Below are 11,848 nucleotides of genomic sequence, written 5' to 3'. Positions count from 1 at the left end.
CTATCAGAAAAATACTCTATAAATTCATCCTTATTGAGATTAGATATCTCTCTAAGTCTCACTGCATTAAACAGATATCCACCCTCTATAAGGTAGTTAAAAACATCATTATTATTTATTTCAAAAAATGATTTCAACCTGTAAAGCATTTCGAAATTCAACAAATTTATCTCTTCAGCTAAATATTTGTTGATATGCTTATATTCAGTATTAGGAAATTTTTCACTGATTTTTAATAAATCCCTGTAGTATAACTTAATAAGCGCATTAGAAGATAAAAATATCACTTGATCCTGGTCCATGTTTTCATTTAAAAATGGTTCAAGAACTCTTTTTATATGTTTATCTTTAATTGAGTTTACAAAATCTTTTAGAGAAAAATTAGGTGAAAGTTCCATATCTTCAAAAAATGGACTGTTAATAAAGTATTTATAATTTTCTTTTAGAGACTTATTTAAGATACTTGTAATTATTTCTTGTATCAAATAAATTTTATAAATCGAAAAATATAATTGATAAAATTTCTTTTCTAATCCTCTTAAAAAGAATTCAATAGATTTTTCTTGTTTATAAAAATAGTTGTATAGTTTTTCTTCAACAACGAGCTTGCTGTCATTTTCATCTAAAAATTCATAATTCTTCTTTAAATAAGAAATTTTTCTACCTATATCATTCTCATTTATGGTTCTTTCAAGCAAATAATCATCCAAAAGTTTCCCTAACTTTGCCTTAGCTTTTACAGAAACATCTTTCATATAACCTCCTTTCCTGACACAATCTATTGTACCCTATTGTTTTTTATAAAAAAAGCTTTCAAAATATATATTATAAATAATATATAAGCTGCTTTGAGAAAAAATCTATGAAAATTTAACCCCAGCTATACTGGGGAAAATTATTTTACTAATTCGCCAGAAATAGTAAAGGATGTATTATCGGTAATTTTTACTTTTACAAACTCTCCAATTAAGCTTTTATCTGCCTTTACATGGACTAATTTATAATCATCCGTCCTGCCTGTTAATACTTCTGGTTTATTTTTACTTTCTGATTCTAACAAGACTTCTACAGTTTTTCCTATATAAGTTTTATTTTTCTCATTAAAAATTGGATATAAGACATCTAACAATCTATCAAACCTGTCTTGAACTATTTCATCATTTATTGGTGTCAATTTTGCTGCTCTTGTCTTTGGTCTTGGAGAATATTTAAAGGTGAAAGCTGTGTCATAACCGACCTCTTCACAAACTTTAAGTGTTTCTTCAAAATCTTCCTCAGTTTCTGTTGGATATCCTACTATAATATCTGTTGAAATAGCAATTTCTGGAATTTCTTCCTTTAATTTCCTAGCCCTTTCCAAATATTTTTCCTGAGTATATTTGCGATTCATATCTTTAAGCACCTTGTCTGAACCAGATTGTAATGGAAGATGGAAATACTTACATATATTATCATTTCTTTTTATAACTTCAATTAACTCATCTGATAAATCCTTAGGGTGACTTGTCGTGAACCTAAGTCTTTTTAAGTTTGGAATCTGTGCAACTTTTTCTAATAGTTCAGGGAAAGTATGTTTAAAATCAGCCTTATTACCATACGAATTTACATTTTGGCCTAAAAGAGTTATTTCCTTATAACCTTGATTAACTAAATACTCAACTTCTTCAATTATTGATGAAGGTCTTCTTGATTCTTCTCTTCCTCTAGATTCGGGAACTATGCAGTAAGAACAAAAGTTATCACAACCAGTCATTATATTTACATAGGCCTGGAAATGGTTAGGTGTATTGTATTTTACAAAATCATCTTTAACATTGTCTGTAGATATGTCTACTACTCTCTCGCCTGTTTCAAGATACCTAAAAATCAAATCTGAAAGTGAGTTAATATTTTTTGTACCAAATATAATATCTACTTCCCTATGTTTATCAATTATAACCTGCCTAGCTACTTCTGTTTGCATCATACATCCTGAGACAGCTATAATCTTTTCAGGATGAAGCTCTTTTATTTTCTTTAATGATGATACCTGACCATAAAGTTTAAGTTCAGCATTTTCTCTAACAAGACAAGTATTAAACAAAATAAAATCTGCTTTTTTCCTATCTTCTTCATAAGTGTATCCTAAATCTTCTAAGATATATGATATTCTTTCAGAGTCGTGCTCATTCATCTGGCAACCAAATGTTGTAATATTATAGGTTTTACCCTTAAAATAATCTCTATATTTTTCTAGTTTTTTACTTACCATGCTACTCCTTAAGTAAAAAAAGAGATGATTATATCATCTCCTTTTGCTTCTTATTTTACTCAGCGTCTTCTTCGATTGATTCTAATAAATCATCTGATCCTTGTGCTGATAAAGCTTGTGCAAGCATATCACCAAGGTTGTTATTTAAATCATCATCTCCGAAAGCTTTAGAGTTATCTCTTTCAACTTTTCTTCTTGGTCTGTCATTGGTTCTAGCTTGTGGTCTTGGCTTTCTCTCAGGTCTTTCTGGAGCTTCTTTAAGAGCTTTGATTGAAAGTCCAACTTTTTCTTCGTCTTTATCAATTGAAATTATTTTAACTTGGATTGTATCACCAACGTTTAATTCATCTGATGGTTTTTCTACATGTTCCCAAGAAATTTCAGAAACGTGTACTAGACCTTCAACACCGTCAGCAACTTCTACAAATGCACCAAAGTCAAGTAGGTTTACAACCTTGCCTTCAACTACATCACCAACTTCATGTTCATTAACAAACTTTTCGAATGGTTTTTCAACAAGTTGTTTACGTCCAAGAGAGATTCTGTTTTTATCTTTGTTTAATTTTAGAATCTTAACTTCGATTTCATCTCCAACATTTAGTACATCAGATGGGTGTTCAACTCTTGTCCATGCTATATCAGAAACGTGGAGTAATCCATCAAGACCATTAACTTCTACAAATGCACCAAAGTCAGTTAATCTAGCAACTTTGCCCTTAACTACTTGGCCTTCTTCTAGTTCATCCCAAAGATCATCTAGTTCTGCTTCTAATACATCTTTTCTAGATAAAACTAATCTATTTTTTCTTTCGTCGATGCTGATAATCTTTAGATCCCATTCTTCACCAACAAATTTCTTTAAATTTTTAACAAAGTATGTTGCTATTTGGCTAGCTGGAACAAATCCATTTACACCATTAACTTCAACAGTTAGGCCACCTTTATTAAAGCTTGTAACTTTACCATGAACTAATTCTTCATTTTCAAATTTGTCAGATAACTCTTTCCAAGCTTTCATTCCTTCTACTCTTCTTGTAGAAAGACAAACATTGCCTTCACCATCATCTAATTTGATAACATATACATCTATGTCATCTCCAACTTCAAAACTGTTTTTTGGATCTTTTTGTTCTTCTTCAGTCATTTCGTCTAGTTTAACAATACCATCTGCACGATATTGAATGTCAACAAATACCTCATCATCTTTAACATTGATTACAGTACCTGTGATTACCTCTTTAGGGTAAATCTTTCTTAAACTATTCTCCAGACTGTTCATAAATTCTTCTTTTGTGAATTCATCCATACTACTTACTACCTCCTCGATAATCGACTCAGGCGTAGACGCTCCTGCGATTATTCCTAATTTTTTAAATTTAGAGAGCTTTTGCAAAGGTAGATCTTTAACAGTTTCAATCCTAAAAACATTTTTGCAAAACAAACTAGCTACTTGGTATAACTTGTTTGTATTAGAACTATTAAAACCACCAACTACAATCATGCAGTCCACTTGACTCGCAAGTTTTTTTGCGGAGTCTTGCCTTAATTTAGTAGCATTACAGATTGTGTTTTCTATTACTACACTATCATTATTTTCTTCTAACTTGTTAGCAATATTTCTGAAAAACTCTAGCCTTTTAGTGGTTTGGCTCACCACATATAGCCTATCATAATTCTTAATATTTTTTGCTTCAGTCTCATCTTCAACTATTATACCATGATTTATGCAAGAGTCCATAGCAATTATTTCTGGATGTCTTTTATCTCCAACAATTATTACTTGGTAACCTTCTTTTTCCTTTTCAATTATTTTTTTATAAATACTATTTAAAACCGGACAAGTTGCATCATAAAGTTCATTTCCATTTTCAATAAGCTTGTCTTTAAAATTTTTTTCCTCTCCATGGGCCCTAATAACAATCAAACTATCTTTGATTTTTAATGCTTCATCATGGTTTATTACCTTAAGTCCCCTATGGTTAAAAGATTCAACTAATTGGGGATTATGGATTAATGGACCTAAGCAATAAGTTTGCCTTTCACTTTCTAAAGCTTTTTCTGCAAGTTCTACGCTTCTTTTTACACCAAAGCAAAATCCAGAATTTTCAGCAATTATTATTTCCATTTTTGTCTCTTTCTAAAATATTTCTATGTTCATAAATGTCTTTAAAGACCTCATCGCAAATCATTTTCATAGCTTCTTTATTTTTCACACCAGCATATTTTTCAACCGGAATTAGGTTTTTAACATAAATATCTACTCTAGAAAACAATTTGTAGTTTGTAACAATTTCTATTGGTAAAATATCTGCGTTTGCTTTAAGTGCAATAAAACCAACACCCTCGTGCATATATTCTCTAGATATTTTTTTCACCCTGGTTCCTTCAGGAAAAATTCCAAGAGTTTTTCCATCTTTTATAAGTCCTATTGCATGTCTTAGGGCTTTTAGGTCATTGCCTTGACGATCTACTGGAAAAACGTCAGCTGCTTTTAAAATATTTCTGATAACTGGTATTTCAAACAATTCTTTTTTTGCCATAAAATTAAATTTTATAGGAAGGTATAAGGCAAGGAAAAATGGGTCTAGTTCTGACCAATGATTAGCACAGGCGATGATATTTGCGTTTTCGGGTATATTTTCTATACCATGAACCCTCACCCTATAGAAAGGAAAAAAAAGCACTCTCAAAATCGCTACAACTACCCTATAAAACATCTTTTTTCTCCATATAAGATAAGATTTTACTTACTGTCTGATCTATATTTAAATTTGAACTATCAATTACTATAGCGCCTTTTGCAACCTTTAATGGTGAAACTTTCCTATTCGAATCATAATCATCTCTTTTAATTATAGCTTTCTCAATCTCTTCTATTGATAATTCAGATTCTCCTTGGTCATAACGCCTTTTAGCTCTTGTTAAGGCTGATGCTGTTAGATAAAATTTATATTTAGCATTTGGAAAAACTACACTTCCAATATCTCTACCATCAAGGATAAAAGATGTATTCTCTGCTATTTTCCTTTGAAGATCTACCATTTTTGCTCTCACATAATCCCTAGCTGATACCCAAGAAACATTCGCAGTCACTTCATCATTCCTCAAATCTTTTGTAACATCAATTCCATTTAAAAATAACTTATTTTCCCTAAATTCAATAGTTATTTTATTTAATAAATCTTTTAAAATGGCCTCGTCAGTTCCTTCATCTAAGCCCATGTCTAAAAATAATTTTGTTACAGCCCTATACATAAGACCTGTATTTAAGTATTCTATATTTAATTTATCTGCCAATATTTTAGATACAGTAGATTTTCCTGATCCACTCGGTCCATCAATTGCAATAATATATGTCATGTGTTCTCCTTAATATATGTTCCTGCTGCGTAGGCTGTTGAGAAGTAGATTTGTAAATTAAAACCACCTGTAAGGCTATCTATGTCTAGAATTTCCCCTACAAAAAATAATCCAGCTACTAATTTTGATTCCATATTTTTAGGATTTACTCCACTTAAATCTATCCCGCCTCTAGTCACAACAGCAGATTCAAAAGACCCCAACCTATCAAATTCCAAATCAAAATTTTTGATTTTTTCTACTAATAATTTCCTATTTTCTTTAGAAAATTCACCTGCTTTTATATTATAATCTATCTTTACTTGCCTAAAAATTTCTTCTAGAATAGATGGATTTAAAAGCGATTTTAGTGCATTTCCTATGCTTTTTTTTGGATTCGAACTTAATAAGTTTATAATTTTGTTTTCTAAATCATTATAAGTTAGGTTAGGCAAAAAATCTATAGACAATTCCCTTATTTTTTTATCTCGGATGAATGAACTTAGCTTGAGAGCTGCTGGTCCGGTTATAAAATTTTCACTAATAAGAATATCACCACTTTGACTATATGTTCCGTCATTTGTCTTTGCTTTAATTATTATATCTTTAAGAGACTGAGCTTTGAGTTTTAGTTTATTTCTTATGAAGATTGGCACAAGAACAGCCTTGGGTTCAACTATTTTATGACCTAGTTTAAGGGCAAGATTATACCCATTACCATCTGACCCTGTTTTTGGATATGATTTTCCACCTGTAGCTATAATTAAATAATCAAATTTATATGTTTTTTCATTTTGATCTGTTATATAAAAAACATCATCTTTATATACTTTATTTATTTTTGTACCTGTCTTTAGAACGATAGATTTTTCTTTAAGCTTTGATTTGAAAAAATTAATGACATCTCTTGCTTTCTGAGATTTTGGAAAAACCCTACCAGCTTCTTCAGTAATTGTTTCTAAACCATTGGAATTTAGGTAATCAATTAAGGCAAAATTATCAAATTTTGTATAGGCAGAATAAATAAACTTCTTATTTGTGATGACCTTGTCTAAAAACTCATCAAAATAAGCATCATTTGTAATATTGCACCTGCCTCCACCTGTCATCAAGAGTTTTCTACCTATATCATCGTTTCTTTCGAAGATTGTAATTTCATTTTTTTCATTTTTGGCAAAAATCGCAGACATTAAGCCAGCTGGACCCCCACCAATTATTCCAATTTTTTTCATATTTATCCCACAAAAAAAGATAGTTGCCTATCTTATCATTTCATCTACAAATTTTAACTCATCTTTACTAAAATATTTGTATTCTTTTTCCTTAAGATCTCCTAGAAAAATTTTTCCTATTCTAATTCTCTTAAGTTCAATTACCCTTGCTCCTAGAACCTTAAACATCCTTCTAATTTGCCTATTAAAACCTTGATGGATAATAACACTGTAGGTGTTATTTCCTAAATATTCTAGCTTTGCATCTGAAGTTTTTTCCCCATTACCAATATCTAAGCCCTTTTCAAATTTTTTTTCTTGGCTAGCTCTCAATTTCCTATCAATCTTTACTATATATTCCTTGTCAAGTTTAAACTTTGGATGGATTAGATTATTTGTAAATTCTCCATCATTTGTTATAATCAAAAGCCCTTCGCTATCCTTATCTAACCTTCCAGCAGCAAAAAATCTCTTGTCAATATCAAGTAAATCATTCAAATCCAATTCATTATATGGGTCAAAATTAGAAGTTATAAACCCAACAGGCTTATATAACTTAATATAAAATTTCTTTTCAATTGTTAAAAGCTTTCCTTCAACTTCAACCTTATCGCCATCTACAACTTGAATACCTGGTTCATATATAGTTTGTCCATTTATTTTAACTCTGCCTTGGATAATTAAATCATCAGCTTTTCGTCTAGAAGTAAAGCCAGAATTAGCTATAAACTTATTAATTCTCATTTTTTTCAGTCCTTATTTCAGGCAATTCCTCTAAAGAGCTTAAATTGAAATATTGTAAAAATTCATCTGTAGTTCCATATATAATTGGTTTTCCAATCTTATCAAGCCTGCCTTTTTCGGCAATCAATTTCTTTTCTAGTAGTGAATCTATGGTTGATTGGGAATTAACTCCCCTTATTTTGTCTATCTCAACTCTTGTTATCGGCTGTTTGTAGGCAATTATGGATAGGGTCTCTAAAGTAGAATTGGTTAATTTTTTCTCAGATTTTGAAAGAAGTGATTCAAAATACTTATCGCTTGCTTTTCTAGTAGTAAATTGGTATGAATTGTTAAAATTCCTAATTATTAGACCACTTTCCTGGCTATTTCTTTCTTCTACCATTTCTTCAAGAGAATTTTTTAATTCGGTCTTTGAAAAATCATATAAAATTTTACTTAATTCTTCAATACTTATAGGCTCTGCCCATACGTACAAAACCTCTTCTATAAGGCCTTTTAAGTACTTATCCGTCATTTAACCCTCTTGATAATTTTAAATGAGTTCAACTCTATTTGTTTTATATATATTTCATTTAGCCTTACCATCTCAAGCAAAGCTAGGAAAGTCGCTATACATTCTGCTTTAGAATTGATTCTTCTAGTGATGTCTACTAAATTTAATTCCTTTGAAAAATTTAAAGTCTTCCTAATGCTGATTAGATAAGAATTTACATCAGGTATTTTTACCTGCTCAAATATTTTCTCTTCACTCTTTTTTTCTTTTTCTAGCCTTTTTATCAGTTTTGAAAATTCATTATAAAGGATATCTACATCCTGGGCTATAACAAGGCTTTCATTCTGAAAAGTTGAAAGGTCCTCTTGGTATTTTACGTGAATCTTTCTAGCTTCTTCTTCAAGAAATTTAAAATCATCCTGAACCGATTTTATTTTTTTATACTCTATAAGGTAGGAAAGAAAGTCCTCTTCTAATCCAGCATTTTCTGGCTTGGGCAAAAGTTTATTTGCCTTGATAGTTAAAAGAATTGAGGATGTATAGATAAACTCTGATAGCATGGAAATATCAATATCCATCTTTGCCATCTCTTCTAAAAAAGGATTTGTAATTTCCTCTATTTTCACATCATATATATCAATTTTATCCCTATCAATAAGTTTTAACAAAAGATCAAAGGGACCTTCGAAGTCTTCAAGCTTGATATTAAGCTTCATTTATTTTTCTAAGGGCATAAAAAATGGCTATAATGGTCTTAGCGTCAGTTATTTCCCCATTTTCTACCATTTGATAAAGGTCAGTAACTAAGTATGATTTACACTCTAAATTTTCATCTTCATCTAGGTCTAGAGGTTTCTCAACTAAATCTTCTGCCAAAAAGAAGGATAATTTATCATTAGTAAAACCTGGAGAAGCATGCATATCAAATAAATAGCTTACTTTTTCTGGGTAAAATCCTACTTCTTCCTGGAGTTCTCTTTTAGCTGTTTCTATTGGCAATTCTCCTGGATCTACAAGACCAGCTGGTATCTCCAAGGTAACTTTATCAATAGCCTTTCTATATTGGCTCACCATCCAAATTTTATCAGGTCCATCAAAAGCAATAATACCTACACCTTTTTGGTGATCAACTATTTCTCTTTTAGAATATCTTTTATTCTCAAGTTCAACAGTTTCTACCCTTAGCTTAAGTATTTTACCATCATAGATAGTATCTGATTTTATTGTTTTTTCATAAAACTTTTCTTCATTCATTTCTTAGATCCTCCGCCATTTGTAAAATTTCTCTGGCTGATTTTATTGTAGTTTGTGTTATGTCGACCCCACCAATTAGTCTTGCTATTTCAAGAGTTCTTTCATCATCCTTAATATTTTTAGAAGTAGAAATTGTAAATTCTCCATCGTCCTCTTTGCTAATTAGAATATGGTTATTAGCAATAGATGCTATTTGAGGCAGGTGACTTATTGCAATAACTTGTCTCCTCTTAGATAAATCTAATATCTTTTCCCCAACAATCTGTGCAGTTCTACCACTAATACCTGTATCAATTTCATCAAATATCATGGTATCAATATCATCATAACTCGCAAAAACTTCTTTAAATGCAAGCATAATTCTGGATATTTCGCCACCAGAAGCTGTTTTTGTCAAAGATGTTAAATTATCGCCCTTATTTGTTCTTATTAAAAAATCAACATCGTCAAATCCTGTTTTTTCAATATCATCTTTTTTTCTAAGGTCGACTTTAAATTTACCATTTTTTATATTTAATTCCACTATTTCTTTATTTAAAGATTTTTCAAGACTTTGTATTTTTTTAAGTCTTATTTCATGGATTTCTTCAGCTTTTGCAAGCATTTTTTTATCAATATCAGCTAAAATATCAGACAAATTATTTCTCAAATCATCTATTTGATCTAATTCTTCAAGTCTTTTTTTCATTGATTGATAATATGTTTTTATCTCATCAATATTATTGCCATATTTTCTTTTTAAATCGAACAGCTTTTTGTTCAATTCTTCTAGAGTTTCTAATTTTTCAGGATCTGTTGATAAAAAATCCACATACGAATCTGCATCTGAATAAATATCATCAAGTTCATCAGATAAGGCGACTAACCTATTATAAAGTTCGGAAGATTTTTTGTCAATATAAATAAAATCGGCAATACTTGAGGCAGCTTCATTTAATATCTTACTTGCCGATGGACTATCATAATCACTCGAATCAAGAAGCTCAAGCATCTTGTAAAATCCTTCTTTAAGGCTAGAAATATTTGTTAATCTCTTATATTCACTTTCTAACTCTTCTTCATCAATATTAAATAAATCTATACTTTCAATCTCATCAATCTGGTAGTTTAATAAATCTCTTTCCCTACTCAATTCTTCATCTGATAGGTCAAAATCTTTAAATCTTCTTAGATAATCAGTCTTTTCTTTAAAAAGATTTGCCAAGTCACTTCTGATATTTTTTGTTTTTTCATCATTTTGATATGAATCTATTAGGTCTATATAATTAGCCTTATTCATATAAATATTAGAATCACCTTGCTTATAAATATCAATTAAATCATCGCCGATTTCTTTTAATATATTAATATTTGATAATCTACCATTAATCCTAATGCTTGATGTATTTTTATCTATGGTCCTTGTAATAATTAATTGGTTATTATCAAAACTTATGCCAAAAGTTTCTAATTTTTTAAGCAGATTTTCTTTTAATATAAAAACAGCTTCTATTATAGTTTGGTCTTTAAAATTTCCGATAATATCCTTGCTAGCCCTCTTACCTAGTAACAAATTAATAGCTTCAAGGATAATAGATTTACCTGAACCTGTCTCTCCTGTTAAAACATTAAATTCATCTTCAAAGAAAATATGATCTTTTTTTATAATGATAAAATTATCTATATAAAGCTCAGCTAACATTATTTAACAAGTGACCTAATATCTTCTACGAGATTCTCAATTGATTCAAAGTCTTTAGGTGTGATAAATATTGTGTCTATACCTGTTACCATTCCACCAATATTGTCTAACTTCGCATTGGTTATATATTGTCCACAAACTGTTGCGCAGTAAGAAATTGTTTTAATAACAACAAGTTGGGCTGATATTTCTACTGAAAGAACAGCTTCCTTAAAAATTTTCTCTATTCTTTCTGTTAAAGTATCATATACTGCATCAACAACTGTATATTTGTACTCATAGTCATCACTTTGAACTTTAGAAATTCTTAATTCTTTAATATCCCTAGAAATAGTTGCCTGAGTAGCATCAACTCCTTGAGCTTTTAAAATTTCAGAAAGTTGGCTCTGTGTTCTGACATCATTATTTTGAATAATATCTAATATTAATCTTTGTCTTGTATATTTTTTCATAATTTCCCCTAGTAACTTCGACTTGTTAGATAATCTATTAAATACAATAAAACATCACTGTTTTCAAAATCAAGTATAGATTTTTTTGCCTTATTATTAACCTCTTCTAATAATTTTTTACTTTCAACTAAGCTTTTCACGTTTAGAATATTTAGTTCATCATCATATGTTTCTTCTAATAAGTCATCCTGGATTTGAAAAGCTAGACCCAAATTTTCTGCAAAAGTCTCGATTTTTTGACAATTTTTTTCATCTTGCCCTGTTACAATCGCTGCAGATACACAGGCAGCCTTGAACAAATCCGATGTCTTTTTCTTATAAACTTCTAGCACATAGGACAAATCATAGGAAGAATCTCCTTTTAAATCCAATACCTGACCTTCAATCATACCAAATCTTGATGACCTTTCTAATATGTATGCC

General features: G+C 30.1%; 13 protein-coding genes. All 13 read right to left on the bottom strand.

Going from position 1 to position 11,848, the window contains the following annotated elements; all coding sequences use genetic code 11:
* The coding region (locus RQ907_RS05055; RefSeq protein WP_311492298.1) for a V-type ATPase subunit at nt 1-755 on the bottom strand (755 nt) is incomplete at its 3' end.
* A 140-nt stretch (nt 756-895) separates the two neighbouring features.
* Nucleotides 896-2,251 (bottom strand): tRNA (N6-isopentenyl adenosine(37)-C2)-methylthiotransferase MiaB, encoded by a 1,356-nt coding sequence (gene miaB / locus RQ907_RS05050; protein ID WP_311492297.1) that lies wholly within the window; start codon nt 2,249-2,251, stop codon nt 896-898.
* 55 nt (nt 2,252-2,306) lie between these two features.
* On the bottom strand, nt 2,307-4,376 hold the full coding sequence (locus RQ907_RS05045; protein ID WP_311492296.1) for a bifunctional 4-hydroxy-3-methylbut-2-enyl diphosphate reductase/30S ribosomal protein S1: 2,070 nt from the start codon (nt 4,374-4,376) through the stop codon (nt 2,307-2,309).
* Nucleotides 4,357-4,968, bottom strand: a complete 612-nt coding sequence (locus RQ907_RS05040) for a lysophospholipid acyltransferase family protein (protein ID WP_311492295.1) — start codon at nt 4,966-4,968, stop codon at nt 4,357-4,359. Before RQ907_RS05040 ends, RQ907_RS05045 begins: the two co-directional genes overlap by 20 nt.
* Entirely contained in the window at nt 4,958-5,611 is a 654-nt protein-coding gene (gene cmk, locus RQ907_RS05035; protein WP_311492294.1) for a (d)CMP kinase, read from the bottom strand. The genes RQ907_RS05040 and cmk overlap by 11 nt, the downstream gene beginning before the upstream one ends.
* Nucleotides 5,608-6,822 (bottom strand): NAD(P)/FAD-dependent oxidoreductase, encoded by a 1,215-nt coding sequence (locus RQ907_RS05030; RefSeq protein WP_311492293.1) that lies wholly within the window; start codon nt 6,820-6,822, stop codon nt 5,608-5,610. The genes cmk and RQ907_RS05030 overlap by 4 nt, the downstream gene beginning before the upstream one ends.
* A gap of 27 nt (nt 6,823-6,849) precedes the next feature.
* On the bottom strand, nt 6,850-7,545 hold the full coding sequence (locus RQ907_RS05025; RefSeq protein WP_311492292.1) for a pseudouridine synthase: 696 nt from the start codon (nt 7,543-7,545) through the stop codon (nt 6,850-6,852).
* Nucleotides 7,535-8,059, bottom strand: a complete 525-nt coding sequence (gene scpB, locus RQ907_RS05020) for an SMC-Scp complex subunit ScpB (RefSeq protein WP_311492291.1) — start codon at nt 8,057-8,059, stop codon at nt 7,535-7,537. Before scpB ends, RQ907_RS05025 begins: the two co-directional genes overlap by 11 nt.
* Nucleotides 8,056-8,754 (bottom strand): segregation/condensation protein A, encoded by a 699-nt coding sequence (locus RQ907_RS05015; RefSeq protein ID WP_311492290.1) that lies wholly within the window; start codon nt 8,752-8,754, stop codon nt 8,056-8,058. The genes scpB and RQ907_RS05015 overlap by 4 nt, the downstream gene beginning before the upstream one ends.
* Nucleotides 8,744-9,292, bottom strand: coding sequence for an NUDIX hydrolase (locus RQ907_RS05010; RefSeq protein ID WP_311492289.1), 549 nt, complete (start codon nt 9,290-9,292; stop codon nt 8,744-8,746). Before RQ907_RS05010 ends, RQ907_RS05015 begins: the two co-directional genes overlap by 11 nt.
* Nucleotides 9,285-10,973, bottom strand: coding sequence for a DNA repair protein RecN (gene recN / locus RQ907_RS05005; RefSeq protein ID WP_311492288.1), 1,689 nt, complete (start codon nt 10,971-10,973; stop codon nt 9,285-9,287). The genes RQ907_RS05010 and recN overlap by 8 nt, the downstream gene beginning before the upstream one ends.
* Entirely contained in the window at nt 10,973-11,425 is a 453-nt protein-coding gene (locus tag RQ907_RS05000; protein ID WP_311492287.1) for an arginine repressor, read from the bottom strand. The genes recN and RQ907_RS05000 overlap by 1 nt, the downstream gene beginning before the upstream one ends.
* 8 nt (nt 11,426-11,433) lie before the next feature.
* Nucleotides 11,434-11,848 (bottom strand): polyprenyl synthetase family protein (locus RQ907_RS04995; RefSeq protein ID WP_311492286.1); only part of this gene is annotated, 415 nt, incomplete at its 5' end.

Source organism: uncultured Anaerococcus sp., from assembly GCF_963510575.1.
In the GTDB taxonomy this organism is placed as follows: Bacteria; Bacillota; Clostridia; order Tissierellales; family Peptoniphilaceae; genus Anaerococcus.
Note: the sequence above shows the minus strand (reverse complement) of the source record. Positions and strands in the feature narration are given on the sequence as shown.